This window comes from Streptoalloteichus hindustanus (assembly GCF_900129375.1).
In the GTDB taxonomy this organism is placed as follows: domain Bacteria; phylum Actinomycetota; class Actinomycetes; order Mycobacteriales; family Pseudonocardiaceae; genus Streptoalloteichus; species Streptoalloteichus hindustanus.
The window spans coordinates 38,326-57,608 of sequence record NZ_FQVN01000003.1 but is presented as its reverse complement, the minus strand read 5'-3'; the positions used below and the strand labels follow the sequence as shown (position 1 = coordinate 57,608).

Annotated in this window: 11 protein-coding genes and 1 tRNA gene; 6 read left to right on the top strand and 6 right to left on the bottom strand. The window is 73.5% G+C overall.

Annotated elements, in window-relative coordinates; all coding sequences use genetic code 11:
- Positions 1-210 precede the first annotated feature (210 nt).
- On the bottom strand, positions 211-1,074 hold the full coding sequence (locus BUE43_RS33365; protein WP_073481156.1) for a class I SAM-dependent methyltransferase: 864 nt from the start codon (positions 1,072-1,074) through the stop codon (positions 211-213).
- A gap of 146 nt (positions 1,075-1,220) precedes the next feature.
- Positions 1,221-2,825: an NAD(P)-dependent oxidoreductase gene (locus BUE43_RS33360; RefSeq protein ID WP_143174067.1), complete on the bottom strand. Its 1,605-nt coding sequence runs from the start codon at positions 2,823-2,825 to the stop codon at positions 1,221-1,223.
- Between the two features lie 342 nt (positions 2,826-3,167).
- Here BUE43_RS33360 and BUE43_RS09430 point away from each other — a divergent pair, with 342 nt between their 5' ends.
- On the top strand, positions 3,168-5,909 hold the full coding sequence (locus BUE43_RS09430) for a helix-turn-helix transcriptional regulator (protein WP_073481152.1): 2,742 nt from the start codon (positions 3,168-3,170) through the stop codon (positions 5,907-5,909).
- Positions 5,910-6,043: 134 nt separating this feature from the next.
- Positions 6,044-6,116, top strand: a tRNA-Glu gene (locus tag BUE43_RS09425).
- Positions 6,117-6,739: 623 nt separating this feature from the next.
- Here the strand turns inward: BUE43_RS09425 and BUE43_RS09420 are convergent.
- Positions 6,740-7,183, bottom strand: a complete 444-nt coding sequence (locus BUE43_RS09420; RefSeq protein ID WP_073481150.1) for a protein-tyrosine phosphatase family protein — start codon at positions 7,181-7,183, stop codon at positions 6,740-6,742.
- 273 nt (positions 7,184-7,456) lie between these two features.
- On the opposite strand from BUE43_RS09420, the gene BUE43_RS09415 reads away from it, so the two are divergent.
- A complete protein-coding gene (locus tag BUE43_RS09415; protein WP_073481147.1) occupies positions 7,457-8,380 on the top strand; it encodes a cobalamin-binding protein in 924 nt (307 codons plus the stop codon).
- Here the strand turns inward: BUE43_RS09415 and BUE43_RS09410 are convergent.
- Positions 8,340-9,644 (bottom strand): GNAT family N-acetyltransferase, encoded by a 1,305-nt coding sequence (locus tag BUE43_RS09410; protein WP_073481145.1) that lies wholly within the window; start codon positions 9,642-9,644, stop codon positions 8,340-8,342. The genes BUE43_RS09415 and BUE43_RS09410 overlap by 41 nt on opposite strands.
- Before the next feature lie 109 nt (positions 9,645-9,753).
- Entirely contained in the window at positions 9,754-10,410 is a 657-nt protein-coding gene (locus BUE43_RS09405; protein WP_073481143.1) for a TetR/AcrR family transcriptional regulator, read from the bottom strand.
- 106 nt (positions 10,411-10,516) lie between these two features.
- On the opposite strand from BUE43_RS09405, the gene BUE43_RS09400 reads away from it, so the two are divergent.
- The 3 genes from BUE43_RS09400 (at position 10,517) to BUE43_RS09390 (ending at position 14,146) form a co-directional block, all read left to right on the top strand.
- Positions 10,517-11,530, top strand: a complete 1,014-nt coding sequence (locus BUE43_RS09400; RefSeq protein ID WP_083959522.1) for an ABC transporter substrate-binding protein — start codon at positions 10,517-10,519, stop codon at positions 11,528-11,530.
- 54 nt (positions 11,531-11,584) lie between these two features.
- Positions 11,585-12,547, top strand: coding sequence for a siderophore-interacting protein (locus tag BUE43_RS09395; RefSeq protein ID WP_073481139.1), 963 nt, complete (start codon positions 11,585-11,587; stop codon positions 12,545-12,547).
- A gap of 144 nt (positions 12,548-12,691) precedes the next feature.
- The gene (locus BUE43_RS09390) at positions 12,692-14,146 is read left to right on the top strand and encodes an MFS transporter (RefSeq protein WP_073481137.1); all 1,455 of its coding nucleotides are present in this window, start codon (positions 12,692-12,694) and stop codon (positions 14,144-14,146) included.
- Positions 14,147-14,279: 133 nt separating this feature from the next.
- On the opposite strand, the gene BUE43_RS09385 is transcribed toward BUE43_RS09390, so the two are convergent.
- A complete protein-coding gene (locus BUE43_RS09385; protein ID WP_143174066.1) occupies positions 14,280-19,001 on the bottom strand; it encodes a non-ribosomal peptide synthetase in 4,722 nt (1,573 codons plus the stop codon).
- Positions 19,002-19,283 lie beyond the last annotated feature (282 nt).

The following is a 19,283-nucleotide window of genomic DNA, read 5'->3' as shown; positions in this document are numbered from 1 at the left end:
GTCGAGGAGACGTCACCGCGAATGATCACCACCCCGGCGCGCGGTGGCAGTTGTTTTCCGAAAGAATGGGGCCGAACGGGCCACGGGAAATGGATGGTTCGGAAGAGGTGTTCAGTCGTTCGGTCCACGGCGCAACCGGTCGGACGGGTGCGGTGCGCGGTTTTTCCGTCACCCTTTTCCCAGAGCGTGCCGGTCGCGGGGCGGGTCGCGTCAGCGCGGCGTCGTGGCCACCGTGAACCGCGCGACCGAGCGGCACAGCAGGCTGCCGTCCGGCTCGCGCAGGGCCGCCAGCGCCGCGCAGACCTCGCGGTGGATGACCGGCACGAGGTGGTGCGGCAGGCTCTCGAAGAACTCGCGGGCCGGGGTCGACCACACCCACGCCCACCACTGCTCGGGGCCGGTGAAGCGGGTCAGCAACGGTTCCTCGCTGGTGCGCACCGAGGCGAACCCGGCGGCGCGCAGCATCTCGTGCACCGACTCGACCGTCCAAAAAGGACTATCCATGGCGAGCCAGTGCGCGGACTCCGCCTGGTGGTGGCGCACGCTCGCGTCCAGCGCGGCGATCCACCTCGGGTCCGGCAGCCCCCACCAGGGCAGGGCGAACCGGCCGCCCGCGCGCAACAGCTCGGCGCAGCGCGCCGCCACCCGCTCCGGCCACGGCGACAGGCAGGTGGCGATCCCGGCCATGGCGACGTCGAAAGCGCCGTCCGCCAACGGGATCGGGTGCGGCGGCCCCGCCGCCACGTCCCCCGTCGCCACCCAGCAGTTGGCCAGGCCGTGGTCGACCACCGCCCGCGCGGCCCGGCGCGTCATGTGCGCCGAGACGTCCATGCCGATGACCGTCCCGGACGGGCCGACGGCCCCCGCGGCGAGCACCAGGGCCTCCCCCGCGGCGCAGGCGACGTCCAGGACGTGGTCTCCAGGGCGGGGCTCGGCGTGCCGCACCAGACGCCGGGCCAGCTCGGCGAAGTGCCGCACGCCGGTGCGCTCCCAGCTCATCGCGCACCGGTCCAGGACGGCGGCGAGGCGGAGCGAGCGGTCGTGGGTGGCGGACGGGACCAGCCTGGTGGTCATCGGGTCTCCGGAAACCTCGGGAGCGGGCCGGGGATCAGCAGAGAGCGGGCGGGGATCGGGTGCGGGGCCGGACGGGGGAACCGGCGGTGACCGAGCGGTGACCGGCGATCTGACCGGTGCTCTGATCGGGGGTTGGGGATCGGGGATCAGGCGAGGTACTCGTCGTAGTAGGCGTCGAACAGGCCGGCGGCGTCCAGTGCCTCGTCGACCGGGCGCAGGTGCACGCCCGCCGGCAGGTCGGCGGCCTGCCGGCACAGTTCCCGCGCCGCGATGAGCAGTCCCGCCCGGAACACGTCCGAGCCCCGGTTCGGGATGCCCTCGTCCTCGAACAGGCCCAGCCACCGTCCGTCGCCGAGCAACAGCATTCCAGCTCCGCCCGCCGACGTGTAGCGCACCCCGACCCCGGGCACGGCCGTCGCGGCCAGCTCGCCCCGGCCGTCGGACAGCGGCGCGAAGTCCTGCGGGGTGAAACCGGCCAGCAGCACACCGTCCGGCAGCAGGGACAGCTCGGCGGGGTCCAGCACCGGGCTGCCCAGGCAGCCGACGACCAGGAACGGCCGGGACCGGTCGAGCGCGGCGCGCACCGTGCGCGCCGTCTCGAACCCCCGCTCCGCGGCCTGGACCAGCGCGCCGATGTCGGGGTCGACGACGAGCACCCGGCAGCCGGTGGATCTCAGGCGTTCGGCGAGCCGGGAGCCGAGGGCGCCGTAGCCGACGAGCAGGACCCGCCGGCCGACGAACTTCTCGCCGGGCAGCAGCGACCGCAGCCGCCGCAGGCACGCGTCCGCGATCTCGCTGTGCCCGAGCTGGGCTCGCAGGCGGGAGTGCGCCAGGTCGAACACCGGGAAACCGGGGTCGGCGGCGGTGACGCGGGCCAGCCCGGCGGAGGTCAGCTCCACGGCGGCGTCCGGTCGGCCCACGCCGAGCCCGGCGCCGGCCGACAGCGCCCCGCCGTGGTCGATGACGAGCACGCGCCGGCCGGCGGCGTGCGCCCTGCGGGTGAACTCCTCCACCGAGGCCCGGGTGGCCCTGGCCTGCCGGCTGTCGGCGGGGGTGACCAGGCCGCCGCCCGTCACCCGGTCGTCGAGCACGTCGCTGCGGTAGCCGCGCCGCAGGAACCAGGCGTGCACGCGGTCCCTGCGCAGCGTCTGGTCGCCGGTGGACAACGCGTAGATCCACTCGCGCCGCAGGCCGGCCCGTTCGGCGGCGAGCAGGAACCCGACGCTGTTCTCGGTGTAGGCGTCGCGGAAGACCAGCGCCCAGTCGGCCAGTGCGGGCTCGGGCGTCGCGTAGTGGGCCAGCAGCGGCATGGCCGACCACAGGGTCTTGAGCTCGGCGTCGGTGAAGCTCGCGCCGCGCTGCCGCAGCTCGGCGCCCAGCCACCGCGCGACCGCCTCGGCCCGCCCGCCGGGCTGACCGGCGACGTGGATCACGACCTGCCAGCGCGAGACCGGCGGCACGACCGCCCGCACGGTCTCCGGCGCCCCGCCGTGCAGCGGGACGACGTGCACCTCCACCCGCTCGCCGTCCACGTCGAGGACGAAGGTGGCGGTGGTCGTGCCGGGCGACGGGCGGTCGCGCCACGCGCGGGCCGGCTCCGCCCCGAACTCGCCGGCCGAGTCGTCGACGACCCGCTCCACCTCGTGCGGCGGGTGGGACCCGGTGAGGACGTCGACGCGCGGTGGGGACTGCGACCCGCGACTCCTCCAGCCAGGTGTGCGTTGGGGAGGAACCAGGGCGTCGAGGCTCACGGGTGTCGACCTCCAGGTCGGACGGCGGTGCGGGGGACGCGAGCGGGGTGGGCGGCGCAGGGGACGCCGGGCGGGGCGGACGCACGCGGAACCGGCCACCGGAGGACACGCGAGGTCGGTCGGAAGGTTCGCACCGCTGGACCGCCCTCCCCTCGCCGTGGTGGTGGCGGGTACCAGTCTTCGCAGTGACAGTTGTTGCAAGCATCTGGCTGTTGACGAGTCTTGCAATGGGACGTCCGTGCCAGCCTGTGCAGTGGCGACTACGCCTGAACGGAGCAACCGCGACCACCTGTCATCAGTCACCCGACTGGCATTCACCCTGTAGTGGATAAACTACGCTTCGTGTTGGTAGGTCGTGAGCGGGAGCAGCGGGAACTGGCGGAGCTCGTCAGCAGGGCCCTGGTCGGCCGCAGCGGCGCCCTCGTCCTGCGCGGCGCGGCCGGCATCGGCAAGAGCGCGTTGCTCAACGACCTCGCCCGCCAGGCGTCGACCAAGGTCGGCGTGCTGCGCGCGGCCGGCGTGGAGACCGAGGCCGGCCTGCCGTTCGCCGCGCTGCACCAGTTGCTGCGGCCGTTGCTGGACCGGGTGGACCGGTTGCCCGGCCCGCAGGCCGCCGCGCTGCGGGCCACCTTCGGGTTGGAGAACGCCCCCGCCGACCGGTTCCTGGTGGCGTTGGCCGTCCTGACCCTGCTCGCCGACGCGGCCGAGAGCCGACCCCTGCTGGTGCTCGTGGACGACGCGCACTGGCTGGACGGCGCCTCGGCCGACGTCCTGCTGTTCCTGGCCCGGCGGCTCGACGCCGACGGCATCGCGCTCGTCCTGGCCGCCAGGGACGACGACGCCCGGCCGTTCCGCGCGCCCGGCCTGCCCGAACTGCGGGTGGGGCCGCTGGCCGCGGCGGCGGCCCAGCGGCTGCTCGCCCAGGCCATGCCGGGCACCGCGGCGGCGACCAGGGAACGCCTGCTGCACGAGGCCGCCGGCAACCCGCTCGCGCTGCTCGAACTGCCCACGGCGCTGAGCGCGGAGCAGTTGCAGGGCAGCGCTCCGCTGCCCGAGCACCTCCCGCTCAGCGAGCGGCTGCAACGGTTGTTCCTGCACCGCGCCACCCGGCTGCCCGCGCGGACCAGGGCGATGTTGTTGCTGGCGGCCGCGGAGGACAGCGGCGACCTGTCCATCGTCCTGGCCGCCGCCGGGGCCGGACCCGGTGGGCTGGAGGCGCTGTCGCCGGCCGTGGACGTCGGACTGATCTCGGTCGACGGCCGGGAGCTGCGGTTCCGGCACCCCCTCGTGCGCTCGGCCCTCTACCAGGCGGCGAGCTTCCCCGAGCGCCAGGCCGCGCACCTGGCGTTGGCCGGGGCGCTGGACCCGCACGACGACCGGCGGGTGTGGCACCGCGCGGCCGCCGTCGTCGGCAGCGACGACCGCGTCGCCCAGGAGCTGGCCGAGGTGGCGGGGCGCGCCCGGCGCGCGGGCGGCGTGGCGGCGGCCACCAGCGCGCTGGAGCGCGCCGCCGCCCTGGCGTCGTCGCCGAAGGCCCGCGCGTGCTGGCTGGTCCAGGCCGCCGAGTGCGCGTGGTCGGCGGCCGAGGCCAGCCGGGCCGGGATGCTGCTCGACCGGGCCGAGTCGATGACCACCGACCCCGCGCTGCGGGGCAGGGCCGCCCGCGTGCGCGGCGCCATCACCCACGCCAGCAGCTCGCCGGCCACCGCCTGCCGCATCCTGGTGGAGGGGGCGCGCCTGGTCATGCGGGCCGACGCCACGTTGGCCGGCGAGATGCTGGTCATGGCGGCGCGCTCGGCGTGGGTCGGCAGCGACCCGGCCACCCTGGTCGAGATCAGCGGCCTGATCGGGCAGCTCGACCCCGTCCTGAGCGGCCCGGCCGGAGAACTGCGCGAGCACCTGCGGTTCCTCGGCGGCCTGCCGGCGGGGGAGCAGACGGCCGCCTCCGCCGACGTGCTCGACGCCGGCCTGCTGGCCTGGTTGCAGGGCTCGGACCCGAAGCCTTGGGTCTGGCCGCCCACGTTCCTGCCCCAACTGCTGGGCGACGCCGAGGCGGCGTTGGACGGGCACGACCGCGCGGTCGTGATGCTCCGGACGCGCGGGGCCGCCGGCGCGCTGCCCATGGCCGTCGCGCCCCTCACCGCGCTCCAGCTCACCACCGGGCGGTGGACCAGCGCGATCGCCAACGCCAGCGAGGCGTTGGCGCTGGCCGACGACACCGGTCAGCTCGGGGCCGCCTGCCACCTGCGCGCGCAACTCGCCTGGGTTGCCGCCGTCCGGGGCGACTTCGCCCGCTGCCGCGAGCTGGCCGACGGGTCGCTGCGCTCCGCCGTCCCCCGGCGCATCGCCTCCGCCGTCGCGACCGCGCACTGGGCGCTCGGGATGTGCGCCCTCGGCGAGGGCGAGCCCGCGCACGCCGCCTCCCTGCTGCGCGAGGTGCTCGCGCCCGGCCAGCCCGCCGAGCACTTCATGGTCTCCTGGCTGGTGCTGCCCGACCTCGTCGAGGCGTTGTCCCGGGCCGGCGAGCACGCCCAGGCCCGGGCCGCGCTCCGCCAGTTCGAGGACCGCGTCGGCGTGCTCGACCTGCCCCAGCACCGGGGGCTGCTGCGGCGCTGCGCCGCCCTCGTCGCCACCGGCGCGGCGGCCGAACGGCTGTTCCGCCAGGCCCTGGACGAGTCGCCGGCCTCGCCGTTCGAGGTCGGCCGCACCCACCTGCTGTTCGGCGAGTGGCTGCGCCGCAGCCGCCGGGTCAAGGCCGGCCGGGAGCACCTGCACACCGCGCTGACCCACTTCCGCCTGCTCGGCGCGGCCCCATGGGCCGAGCGCGCCAGCGCCGAACTGCGCGCCGCCGGCCACCGGGGCGCCGAACCGGTCGCCGCCACCGCCGCCGTGTCCCAGCTCACCCCGCGCGAACTCCAGATCGTCCGGTTCGCCGCCCAGGGCATGACCAACCAGCAGATCGCCGCCCAACTCTTCCTCAGCCCCCGCACCGTCGGTTACCACCTCTACAAGGTGTTCCCCAAACTCGGCGTCACCTCCCGCAGCCAACTGCGTGACCTGGATCTCGACCGCCGCGACCGCTGACCACACTTCCCTTGCGCCACAACGCCTTCCGCCCCCGGTCGGCCCGCACCCGACCGGGCGAGCCCCCCGGTCGGAGATCCCCGATTTGGAGCACCTCCGCGCGGTCTGTTACGGTTCTCCACGTCAGCGAGCAAGGCCCCGTCGTCTAGCGGCCTAGGACGCCGCCCTCTCAAGGCGGTAGCGCGGGTTCAAATCCCGTCGGGGCTACAGAGCTGGGAGAGCCCTGTACCGAGGTGTCGGTACAGGGCTCTTTCGCTGTTGTTTTGGGGGGCCGAGCCCCCAGACCCCCCACGAACGGCTGGTCATTTTTGGTGGGCCTCGGCGCTTCGCGCGAGGCCGCTCGCTTTTGCCCCGTACGGCTTCTCTGGCCTCACGGCTTCGCCGGAGGCCGGCTTCCCTTGCGCGGGCGGGGCCTCGGCGCTTCGCGCGAGGCTGCGCGAGAACTCCTGTGTCCTCCGCCTGGTGTGGGTTGGGGCCTCGGCGCTTCGCGCGAGGCTGTGCGGGAATTCTTGAGTCCGGCCGGGTCGCACCCTTTTGCTCGCCGTCTGTGGCCTTGGTTGTGGGTTTCGTCGGGGGTGCTTCCCGCTCGCTGCCTGGGGATCAGGTGAGCGTGGGGTTCGGGTGTTCTTCTTGAGGGGCGTGGTGGCCGACCGGAGCGGGAGCCGACGAGGCGTTTGGGGCTCAGGCAGGTGTTGCCGGGGTGTCACCGAGCCAGAACTCCTTGATCCGCAGAAGAATTGGCGGATCCCGTTCTGGGGCCCAGGTTCCAGATCAGTCCTCTGAGGACTGTGGGGCTCGGTGTTGGCCTCGTCGTGCTCCCGTCTCTCGGACTACTGGAGAGTCGGCGCGGTGAAGCGGGCGACGTAGCGCTTCTGCCACGGGGTTTCGACGGCGTGTCGGTCGTAGTGGTGGCGGACGTAGGCGACCGCGTCGCGGGGCGAAACCCCGTCGAGAATGGCGATGCAGGCCAGGGCGGTGCCGGTCCGGCCTCGGCCACCGCCGCAGGCGACCTCCACGCGTTCGGTTTCGGCGCGGTCCCAGGCTTCCCACAGGAGTTCGCGTGCCTGGTTCCGGTCGGTGGGCAGCCAGAAGTCGGGCCAGCGCAGCCAGCGGCTCTCCCACGGGACGGCAGGGGGTGTGCTGCCGAGCAGGTGGACGGCGAAGGTCGGTGTCGGTCCCGGGGGCAGTGGTTTTCGCAGACCTCGGCCCCTGAGGAGGCGGCCGGAGGGCAGCCGGAGAATCCCGGCCCCGGCTGGATCCCAAGAGTCGATCATGGCGCCACATTACGCGTGAGCGAGGCGCCCGCAAGCCGTTTGCCGGGAACCGCCGTAAGGATTCGCCATTCCCTTCCGGATGAAGCGGGTCCGCTATGCCTGCGCGCCCGAGCGCGGGAGGCGGTGGGCGGCGTGGTGACGAGTGCGAAGGACTGTTTCTCTGACGGCGGAACCAGATTGTGTGAAGCGGGTTGTCTGGGGTGACGGGTGTGTACTACGGACAGGGGTGCCCGATGTGCGGCTCGGTGGTGGATTAGGGCATAGGGTGGGTCGGTGCGGGTTGTGTCGTTGTTGCCTGCGGCCACCGACATCGTGGCGGAGTTGGGGTTGCTGCCCGAGTTGGTGGGGCGGACCCATGAGTGCGACTGGCCGCCGGGGCGGGTGGAGGCGGTGCCCGTCGTGACGGCGAGTGGGATCGACGCCGAGCGGATGGGCAGCCGGGAGATCTCGGATGCCGTGGGCGGGGCGCGGCACAGCGGCTCGTCGCTGTACACATTGGACACCGGGCGGCTCGCCGAGCTACGGCCCGACGTGGTGCTGACCCAGGACCTGTGCGACGTGTGCGCGGTGTCGTACCGGAGCGCCGAGGGCGCTGTGCGGGTGCTGGAGGGTGACACGCGGGTTGTCAGCCTGGAGCCCAGGACGTTGGACGAGGTGTTCGACTGCGTGGTGCGGGTGGGCTCGGTGTTGGGCGTGCCCGAGGTCGGCGCCGGGGTGGCGGAGCGGTTGCAGGCCCGGGTGGCGGCGGTGCGGGAGCACGTCGCGGGGCGGCCTCGGCCCACGGTGGCCGCGATCGAGTGGCTGGACCCGGTGTGGCCCGCCGGGCACTGGGTGCCCGACCAGATCGAGGCGGCCGGCGGGGTTCCGCTGTTGGCCGGCAGCGGCGAGCACACCGAGCCGATCGACTGGGCGCGGGTCGTGGCCGCGCGGCCCGACGTCGTGGTGATCATGCCCTGCGGGTTCTCCCCGGACCGCACGCTGGCCGAGCTGAGGTTGCTCACCGAGCGGCCCGGCTGGGCGGAGCTGCCGGCGGTCCGGTCCGGCCGGGTGTGGGTGCTGGACGGCCCGGCCTACTTCAACCGGCCGGGGCCGAGGGTGGCGCGCGGCGTGGAGGTGCTGGCCCAGCTCCTGCACGACGTGCCGGTGGAGCCGCCGGTCACCACCGCCGAGGCGCGGCGTCCGCCAGTCGCGCCGTGAGCACGAGCTGGCCGCCCTCGTCGCGGCTGTCGACCGGCAGGCCCAGGCCGCGCATCGTGTGGATCATGGCGGTGTTCTCGGTGGACGTGCACGCGTAGACGGTCCGCAGCCCGGCGGACCCGGCCTCCGCGACCAGCCGGCGCGCGAGCGCGCCGCCCAGCCCCCGGCCGTGCAGGTCGTCCCGCACCAGCAGGGCGATCTCCCCGCGGTCGCCGTCCCACATCAGGTTCGCCAGCGCCACCACCTCGCCGGCGTCGTCCACGACGACCAGGGCGTGCCCCAGCTCGGGCGCGAGCAGCCGCCGGAGCTCCCGCTCGGGCGGCGGGCCGCCCTGGCGGTACCGCCGGTACAACGCCTCGGCCGAGCACCGGGAGTGCAGGTCGAGCACCCCGGACAGGTCGTCGGGCCGGGCCCGGCGGATCGTGGTCATCGTCTCCTCGGCGCGGGTCGTCCCGCTGGCGGCCGGCGTGAGCGTCGCGGCCAGGTCGGCCATCGCCCGCGCCCTGGCGAACTCGGCGGGGGTGAACGGGATACCCGTCCGGGCCAGCACCAGAACGCCCTGGTCGCGCGTGGTCAGGCGCAGCGTGCTCCCCACAGCGCCGTCCGGCCCGGCGGCGAGGTCGTCCTCGGCCTCCTCCGGTGTCGGCCGGCGCACCTCGTCGGCGCCCAGCAACGCGGCCAGCACGGCGGGCAGCTCGCGCGGCGCGCGGGCCAGTCGGGTGGCGAGGGTGAGGGTCCTGGTCGGGGTGTCGCTGAGGTCGTGCACGTCGGCCGGGGTGACCAGGGCGTCCCTGGCGCCGGCGCGGGCGACGGCGCGTACGAGGTCGTCGGTGGTCACGGTCGCGGGGGCGTGCACGAGGAACTCGTCGACGGTTCCGGTGTAGGTGGGGTGGGCCTGCATCGTGCGGATGTTCACCCGCAGTTGGGCGAGGTTCTCGGCGAGCACGGCGAGCCGGCCGGGGGTGTCGTCGACGGCGGCGCGCAGGCGCCAGAGCACGGCCGCGTCCGGTGGAGCGTCCGCGTGGCGTCGGCTGCGGCGGGTCAGCCACCACCGGTGGACGGCGGTCGCGAGCACCATCGTCCCGCCGAGTCCGACCAGGGCGAGCGGCCCCCAGGCGTGCAGGCCGACGCCGGTGGCGAACAGGTGGGCCACGCCGGCGGTGACGAACAGGGCGGCCAGCTCGACCACCTCGCGCAGCCACGGGCCGTGTCGGTGGGCCGAGGTCGAGGCGGCGGTTGCATGGGGCTGGATGCGCGTTGCCATGACGACGAGCGTGGGCGGTCCGTGTTGCCGCTGGCAGCGTGCGCGGTGACGTCGGGGTAAATCGATTCAGCGGCCGCGTCACCTCGGTGAAACACCGGCCGGCCGGTGGTCAGGGGCGCGGCAGGACGCCGTCGAGGATCTGCTCCAGTCCCACGCGGTAGCTGTACCGGGCCTCCAGCTCGCGGGAGCGGCCGGCGAGCGCGCCGAGGACGGGCAGCGTCCCGGCGCCCTGCCGGGCGACCTGGGTCTCCACGAAGTGCGCGGTGGACGCGGTCTCCGGCTCCACCCGCGCCCTGGCGGTCACCAGCACCTCGCCGGCGGTGAAGTTCCAGATGGTCTGGTGGGCGCCGAACGCCTCCTCGACGGTCAGCCCGGTGGCCACCAGGCAGCTGAGGATCTCCTCGGTCATCCACACCGCCGACGGGCCGACGAGGTGGCCCCTGGCCAGGATCGGCACCACCCACGTGTGTTCCAGGAACGCGTTCCGCATCAGGACGCAAACAGCGATGAGGCGTTCGCGCGGGTCCTCCGGCAATGGCGGGCGGGGCAGTGATTCCGCGACCGCCTCCATCACCAGCGACAACAATTCGTCCTTGTCCCGGACGTGGTGGTAGAGCGCCATCGGCGTGGTGCCCACCTCGCGGGCCAGCCGCCGCATCGACAGGGCCTCCACGCCCTCAGCGGCGATGATCTCGTGGGCCAGCGCCACGATGCGGCGACGGGAGAGCCGGGGCGTTCGCCCCGTGGTGCGGGACTGCGCGTTCATCGGCCCATTTTCACCGCAATCCGTGGGACTTCCGACACAGGGCTTTCGGTACAGGTTAGCCTAGCCTTACTATACGCGTATAGTCGGTCCTTGGACGGAGGTGGCGATGCCACGACAGCGGTGGCGAACGCGCACGACATCACCCGAGCGGTCCCGGGTGTGGTGGATCGGGATGCTCGCGGGGGTGTTGCTGGCCGCCTCCTGCACCGGGGGCGCCGGGACGTCGGCCCCGTCGGAGGGCTCGGCCCCCGGCTTCCCGGTGAGCGTCCAGCAGGAGTACGGCACGGCCCAGCTCTCGGCGCCGCCGCGCCGCGTGGTGGCGCTGATGCCGACCGACCTGGACATCGTGATCGCGCTGGGGATCACGCCGGTGGCCGCCTTCCGCGACCAGTTCGGCCAGGACGGGGTGCCGCCGTGGCTGGCCGGCCGGCTGGACCGGGAGAAGACCAAGCTGGTCGACCTGAACAACCTGTCGATCGAGCAGCTCGCCGCGCTGCGGCCGGACGTGATCCTCGGCGGCGGCCCCAGCCTCCAGCCCTACCGCGAGCGGCTGTCGCAGATCGCTCCGCTGGTCGGCTACGAGCAGGGCTACAACGTCGACTCCTGGCAGCAGCGGGTGACGACGCTCGGCAAGGTGCTCGGAGTGCCCGACCGCGCCCGGCAGCTCCTGGCCGAGACGGAGAAGGCCGTCGAGACGGCGAAGAGCCGGTTCTCCGCGCTGGCGGGCAAGACCTACACCTACACGTTCGCCTACACGGTCGACCGGATGGCCACCATCGGCGACGAGCGGAACCACACCACGCAGTTCCTCCGCCAGTTCGGGATCGCGCCCGCGCCGGCCGTGGCGAAGCTGGAGGTCGGGTCCGCCGGCAGCGCGGTCAGCCAGGAGATGCTCGGCCTGCTCGACGCGGACCTCGTCCTCGTCGGCTACCCGGGGGCGGACTCGCGGAAGGCGCTGGAGGCGCACCCGCTGTTCCAGCAGCTCAACGCCGTGCGGCGGGGCACCTACCTGGGCATCGACATCAACGTGACCAGCGCGCTGCAACACCCGACGGTCGCGAACATCCCGTGGCTGATCGAGCGGCTCTCGCCCGCGTTCGAGAAGGCGGCCGCCGGGTGAGCGGACCGCGCCGCACGTGAAGGCCCACAACAGGACTTGGGGGAAGGACACGCCATGACCGAGCCGACGACCGCGCCGATGGCCGGGCCGAGGACCGATCCGAAAACCGAGCCGAAGACCGAGCCCGGCATCGGGTTCAGCGCCGAGGTCCAGCGCCAGCTCGCGCAGATCAGGACCTACCTCGCCCCGGTGCTGCGGGTCGAGCAGGTCACCCCGAAGATGACGCGGGTGCGGGTGGGCGGCCCCGAGCTGACCGGTTTCGCCGGCGGCCGTGGGGCGGACGAGCACATCAAGCTCATCTTCCCCGCGCCCGGCGAGCGCGTGCCGGTGCTGCCGACGTTCACGCCCAACGGCCTGCGGTACCCGGAGGGCGTCCCGCCCTCACACGCCCGGTCCTACACCGTGCGCCGCTACGACCCGCTGACCAACGAGCTGGACGTCGACTTCGTGATCCACGGGCACGGCGCGGCCTCGGAGTGGGCCCGGCTGGCCCGGCCCGGCGACCAGCTCGGCATCGCCGGCCCCAAGGGCGGGTTCCTGCCCTCGGACGACGCCGACCTGCACCTGCTGGTGGGCGACGACAGCGCCCTGCCGGCGATCGCCACCATCCTGGAGCACATGCCGCCCGGGGCCGCGGTGCGCGCGGTGATCGAGGTCGCCGACGCCGACGAGGAGCAGGAACTCGCCACCGAGGCCACCGCGGACGTCCAGTGGCTGCACCGCTCCGCGGTGGGCACGCCGTCGCTGGTCGAGGTCGTGCGGTCGCTGACGTGGCCCTCCGGGCTGGTGCACGCCTGGGTCGCCGGCGAGGCGGGCGTGGTGCGCGACCTGCGCCGGCACCTGCTGCGGGAGCGCGGCATGGAGCGCGGGTGCCTGCGCGCGACCGGGTACTGGCGTCAGGGCAAGACGACCGACGAGTGGGCGGCGGAGGACATGGTCAAGCTGCGCGCGGCGTTGGCCGAGGGCCGGGTCACCGAGGCCCAGGTCCTCAGGGGCGAGGCCGACCTGGACGACTGAGCGGCCGGGACACCCGGATCTTCCCGAGCGGCGAACAGGACGGGTACGAGCGGAGGCGGCCGTGGCCGGCGGGAGGGCGTGCCGCCCCCCGCCGCCCCGGCCGTCGGCGTGAGCACGAGAAGACGACGAAGGAGAAGAAGCGGGATGACCGCAACGGAGACGGAGTCCGGGGCCGGGACCGCACGCCTGGGCTGGGTGCTGGCGGTCGTGGGCACCGTCCAGTTCACCGTCGCCCTGGACGGCTCGGTGGCCAACGTCGCGCTGCCCGCGATGCGCGACGCGTTGGGCTTCAGCGACTCGGCGCTGCAGTGGGTGATCAACGCGTACAGCCTCGCGTTCGGCGGATTCCTGTTGCTGGGCGGGCGGTTCGCCGACATCTACGGCCGACGGCTCGTCCTCTGCGCGGGGTCCGTCCTGTTCGGACTCGCCAGCCTCGCCGGCGGTCTCGCGCAGGAGTCGTGGCACCTGGTGGCGGCCCGGGCGTTGCAGGGGCTGGCCGCGGCGGCCCTTGCCCCGTGCGCGCTGACGATCCTCAACACCACGTTTCCCCCAGGGCGGAGCCGGGCGCGGGCGCTCGCCGTGTGGAGCGCGTGCGCCGCCAGCGGTGGCGCGGTCGGCGTGCTGCTCGGCGGTCTGCTCACCGAGTTCCTGAACTGGCGCTGGGTTCTCCTCATCAACGTGCCCATCATGGTGTTCACCGTCCTTGCCGCGCGGGTGGTGCCGCGTGAGCCGGCCGGCGCCGGTGAGCGCCGACTGGACGTGGTGGGCGCGGTGCTCGTCACCTCCGGCCTGATGGCGTTCGTCCTCGCCGTCGTGCGGACCGACAAGCACCCCTGGGGTTCGGCGACGACCACAGGGACCTTCGCGGTGGCGGTCGCGTTGCTGGTCGGCTTCGTCTGGTACGAGGCGAAGATCGCCCGAAACCCGTTGGTGCGGCTGAACATCTTCGCGCACCGCTCGGTGACCGGCGCGAACCTCGCGATGCTGCTGCTCTGCTCCGGGCAGTACGCGTCGTTCTACTTCATCTCGTTGCACCTCCAGCAGATCCAGGGCTACGGCGCGGCCGCGGCCGGTCTGGTGTTCCTGCCGTTCTCCGCCGGATTCACGGTGAGCGCCCAGATCGCCTCCCGTCTCGTGGGGCGGGCCGGGCCGCGCGTGCTGATCTGCGTCGGCACGCTGGTCGGCGCGGTCGGACTGCTGTTGTTCAGCCGGATGACGCCGGACGGCGGCTACCTGGCCGAGATCCTCCTGCCGAGCGTGCTCACCAGCGTGGGCGTCGGCGTGTGCTACGTGCCGCTCGCGGCGGCGGCCACCGGGGACGTCCCGGCGGGCGACGCCGGCCTCGCGGCCGGAATGCTCAACAGCGCGAGCCAGATCGGCGGGTCCCTCGGCCTGGCCGCCCTGGTGACGATCTCGGCGGCGCACACCGCCTCGCTCTCCGCGCGGGGCGAGGTGGCGCGCGTGGCCGTGGACTCCGGGTACACCCAGGCGTTGCTCGTCGCCAGTGGTCTGCTCGTGGTCGCCGCGCTCTGCGCCCTGATCCTGCCGGGACGGCGGTCGAACGCCGCGTCCGACCCGGACGCCGCGTTCCCGGCCTGACCGACGAATTGCCGGGCCGACGGCCCGAGGGATAGGCGACATCGCGACTGTCCGAACCAGACGGTCCACAAAAGACAGTGTTGCCCCCGGCCGACGGTCGGGGGCAACACTGCTCTGGCGGTCCGATGCGGGGTCACTGCCCCCAGCGGGTCCGCAACTGGTCCAGGAAGGACTGGCTCACGTCCACCATCGGGAAGTCCGAGGGCGTGTGGCCGCCGGCGTCCTCCCGGCCGCCGTGGGTCGCGAGCCCGTCGAGCGCGTGGAACCAGGTGTCGACCAACTCCCGCACCGCATCGTCGGCGCTGCTCCCGGTGGCCCACCGACACGTGACGGAGAGTGCGGGACCCGAGCCGCCGTCGAGGACCTGGACTTCGATGGACAGGTGTCCCGGGGGCACCGGGACGGCTCCGAGGTCCAGGTCCAGCACTCGCCAGCCAGGAGGCAGCGCGGCTCCGTCCGCGTGCTGGAGGTCGACGAGGTCCACGCGCACGCTGATCTCGGCCGGGTCCAGGTCGTCGGCCTCCGCCGCGGGCGCGGTGCGAAGAAGCTCCTTGACCCGCTTGAGGGCCGCGCCAGCGGCGTCGCCTCCGCTCAGCGCGTCGGAGACCTCGACTGATCCGAGGTCGAGTCGCACGAGGACCCGGTGCCCAAAGCAGCCGACCACCCCGCTCACGTCGATGTCGCCGCCCACGGCACCCCTGCCGGTCCGCTCGACCTCGACGACCAGGGCGCTCCGAGGGGCCGTGGCGGTCAGCGCCAGGGCCAGACCCGTCAGCACGACTTCGTCGGGCGTGGTGTGGAAGCGCTCCGGCAGAATCGTCCAGAGTGGACGGAAACGCTCCGCGTCCAGGGTGGACGCCATTCCCTCGGCTGGGGCTGGGCCCTCCCGCTCGGTGGTGCGCTCCGGGGGCAGGTGCTCCACCCATTCGCGGAACGAGGCGGCGACCGGTTCGGGCCTGTGGGCCTCACCCCGTTCGGCGGCGCTCCAGTACCGCACGAGATCCCACAGCAGAACACGCCAGGACTCCCCGTCCAGCGGCAGTCCGCGCACGTTCACGACAACCCTGCCGTCCCGTTCCGCTCCGGCGTCGAACCACCGGATGTCCACTGTGGATCTTCCGGGGGAGGGCTCCTCCGCCTTGCGCGCGCGGTCGACGGCTTCGGCGATCTCCGCGTCGTCGGTTCGGGAGGCGTCGACGCGGAACGCGCGATCGTGGGCGGGAGCCTCGGCGGTGGGGAGCACCTCCACCCCGGACGCGCTCCCCGGGTCTCCGGCGGTGGTGATCCGCGAGCGCAGCACCGGGTGTCGGCCCAGCACCGCCGCCACGGCCGCGTGGAAGCCGTCCGGTGTCAGGCCGGCCGGCGTCGTGAGGACGGCGGACTGCCGGGAGTCGAGCCGCTCACGCATGATCGGAGTCAGGGGAAGGGCGCTGTGCTGGGACGTTCCCGGTCCGGTGGCACCGCTTTCCTCCTCCACTGTGGACGCCGTCTCCGCTCGGGTTCTCGCCACCAGATCGGCCAACGCCTCCGCCGTCTGGTACTGGAAGACGTCCCACGGACTGATCGGGACTCCGGCGGCCCTGGCCCGGCTGGCGAGCTGGATGGACACGATGCTGTCCCCGCCCAGTGCGAAGAAGCCGTCGTCGGCCCCGACCTCGCGCAGGCCCAGCACCTCGGCGAACAGCCGGCACAGGACCTCCTCGTCGGGCGTGCGCGGCGGGCGTCCGGTGGTGGTGGGGGACAGGTCCGGTGCGGGCAGCGCCCGGCGGTCCAGCTTCCCGCTCGGCGTGAGCGGCAGCTCCGGGAGGAGCACGAACGCGGACGGCACCATGTAGTCCGGTAGCGCGTCGGCCAGGTGTCGGCGCAACTCGGCCGGCTCGACGTCGTCCGGTCGTGCACTGTCGGAAGTGGACACATTGGACACAGTGGACACAGTGGAACCGGCGGTCCCGGCGGGCTCGGTTGGCACGACGTAGGCCACCAGTCGCGCGCCGCCGCGGTCGTCGCTCCTGGCCACCACCACGCACCGGCGGACGGCGGGGTGCCGGGCGAGCACCGCCTCGACCTCGCCCAGTTCGATGCGGAAGCCCCGCACCTTCACCTGCTGGTCGGCCCGGCCCAGGTACTCCAGCACGCCGTTGGCCCGCCAGCGCACCAGGTCGCCGGTGCGGTACATCCGCGACCCGGGTGGGCCGAACGGGTCGGCCACGAACCGTTCGGCGGTCAGCTCGGGTCGGCGCAGGTACCCCCGGCCCAACCCCGCGCCGGCGAAGTACAGTTCGCCGACCACACCGACCGGGACCGGCCGCAGCGCCGGGTCGAGCACGACGACCCTGGTGTTGTGGATCGGACGGCCGACCGGGGCGTCGCCGTCGACGCACGGCGCGAACAGGCTGTCGCCGCTGCCCTCCGACGCCCCGTAGAAGTTCAGCAGTCGGGAGTCGGGCAGCAGTTCCTCGAAGCGGCGCACCAGCGCGGGGTCCAGCCGCTCGCCACTGCTGATCCACAGCCCGCAGCGGCGGAGCGACGCCGGGTCGGCGTGCTCCAGCAACGCGTTGAGCAGGCTGGGGACGACGGTGATCCGGTCCACCCCGGACCGGGCGACCAGCTCGGCGAGGTCCAGCGGGTTCCGCGCCGCCACCGGGTCCGCGAGCACGACCCGCCCGCCGTGCAGCCAGGCGCCGAGCAACTCGGTCGCCGAGTCGAGGAAGTTCAGCGAGGTCTTGGCGCACACGGTGGCCTCGCGCTGGTCGGGGAACACGTGGCCGAACCACGACACCCGGTTGGCGAGTCCACTGTGGAGTCCGATCACGCCCTTGGGCGTGCCGGTCGAGCCCGACGTGTAGGTCACGTAAGCGGCGTTGGCCGCCGACAGCGGTCGACTCCGGTCCGCGTTCGTCGGGTTCGCCGTCGGCATGTCGCGAAGTACGGCCAGTGTGTCGTCGGCGTCCAACGCCAGATGCGGCACACCACCGCGCTCCGCGTCCTCGGCGAGAGCGCCGGCGGTGGTGAGCACCAACACCGGACGGGCGTCGTCCCGCATGAACGCGACCCGTTCCGGCGGGTAGTCCGGGTCCAGTGGCAGGTAGGCCGCGCCGGCCTTCGGCACCGCCAGCACGGACACGACCATGTCGACCGACCGGGGCAGCGCCAGGCCGACGATGTCCTCTGTGCTCGCGCCCCGCCGGATCAGCAGGTGCGCCAGCCGGTTCGCCAGGTGGTTCAGCTCCGCGTACGAGTACGCGTCCTCGCCGAAGACGAGCGCGGGCGCGTCCGGGGTTCGGCGCGCCTGCGCCTCGAACAGCTCCGGCAGCGTGGCCGACGGGGTCTCGTGCGCGGTGTCGTTCCAGGTGACCAGCACCCGCTCGCGTTCGCCAGGACCGAGCACGTCGAGCTGGCCGAGCGTCACGGTGGGGTCGGCGGCCACACCGGACAGCACCTGTTCCAGGTGGACGAGCACGCGGTCCACAGTGGACTCGGTGAACAGGTCGGTGCGGTAGGTGGCTTCCAGGGTCAGCTCGTCGCCGTCGAGCACGGCGGCCATGGTGAGGTCGAACTGGTTGGCGCTCTCGCCCACCGGCATCCTGGCGAGGGTCAGGTCGGGCAGTCGGAACTCGGCGAACCGCTCGGTGCGCAACAGGAACATGACGTTGAACAGGGCGTGCTGACTTGCTGTCCGGTGTGGACGGACGTGCTCGACGACCTTCTCGAACGGCGTCCCCTGGTGCGCGTAGCCCTCGGCGCAGACCTCCCGCACCCGCCCCAGCAGCTCGGTGAAGTCCGGGTCGCCGTCGAGATCCGTCCGCAGCACCAGCGTGTTGGCGAAGTTGCCGAGCACACCGTCCAGTTCGGACCGGTCGCGGTTCATCGCCGGCGACCCGACCGCGATGTCGGTGACGCCGCCGTACCGGTGCAGCAGCGCGGAGAACGCGCCCAACAGCACCATGAACGTCGTCGCGCCGTGCTCCCGGCCCAGCTCCCTGATCCGCCGGTGCAGCTCGGCCGGCACCGGCCGCGTGCGCACGGCGCTGTCCTCGGCGGCCACGGCCGGCCGCGCGAAGTCGGTGGGCAGCGCGACCGGCTCGGGCCACGGGGTCAGCCGCCGCGCCCAGTACGCCAGGTGCTCGGCGTGCGCCTCGTCGGTCGCGTGCTCCTGTTCCCACGCGGCGAAGTCGCCGTAGTGCAGGGACAGCGGCGGCAGGGCGGCGGGCTCGCCGGTGACGTGCTCACCGTAGAAGGCGGTCAGCTCGCGCAGCAGGATCTCCCAGCACGCCTCGTCGAGCGCGATGTGGTGCGCGACGATCACGAGGACGTGGTCCCGCTCGGCGAGGCGCAGCAGGGTCAGCCGCAGCGGGCGGTCCCGGGTGAGGTCGAAGGGCTGGCTGGCCGCCTCCCGCACGGCCTGCTCTATGGCCGCCTCCCGGTCGGCCGGCATGATGTCGGCGAGGTCGGCGAGGTCGGCGAGGTCGACCACGGGCAGTGCGGGCGACGTCGTCGGCTCCGGCAGCACGGCCTGGGTGGGCCGGCCGTCGGCGTCGGTCCGGTAGACGGTGCGCAGGATCTCGTGCCGCGCCACCACGCGCTCCGCCGCGACGCGCAACGCCTCGTGGTTCAGCTCGCCCGCGACGTGGAAAGCGACGCAGAGGTTGTTCGCGGCGCTGGCGGGGTCGATACTCTGCGCGGCCCACATGCGTTGTTGCGCGAAGGACAACGGAAGGGCGTCGCGGCCGGTCCGGCGGGGAACACCCCGGGGTGGGGCAGCGCCGGCCAGCCCCCGTTCGGCGAGCCTGCGTCGCAACAGCCGCCGCTTCTGCTCGGCGAGCCGCCCGGTCGGCGGCTCATTTCGCTCGGCCACGATGACCACGCCTTTCTGGGTGAGGGGGACGGCTCGTCGACGCCGTGACTCGTCGTCCCCGACGTCCTCGCGCGGGGCGCTGAACCAGGGATTGGAATGGTTGGACGATCGGACGACCAGGGGGTGGCGTTCGAAAAACGTACGCTCGCCCGGCCGCCCTCCGGTGCGGTCGGTGAAATCTCTCGGAAAGGATCGGGGTGTGGTGCTCGTCGCGTTCTCCGCGACTGCTCGTGGTGCCTCTACCAGCGGATACGTCGCTCCCGGTGACCGGGGCGGCCGTTG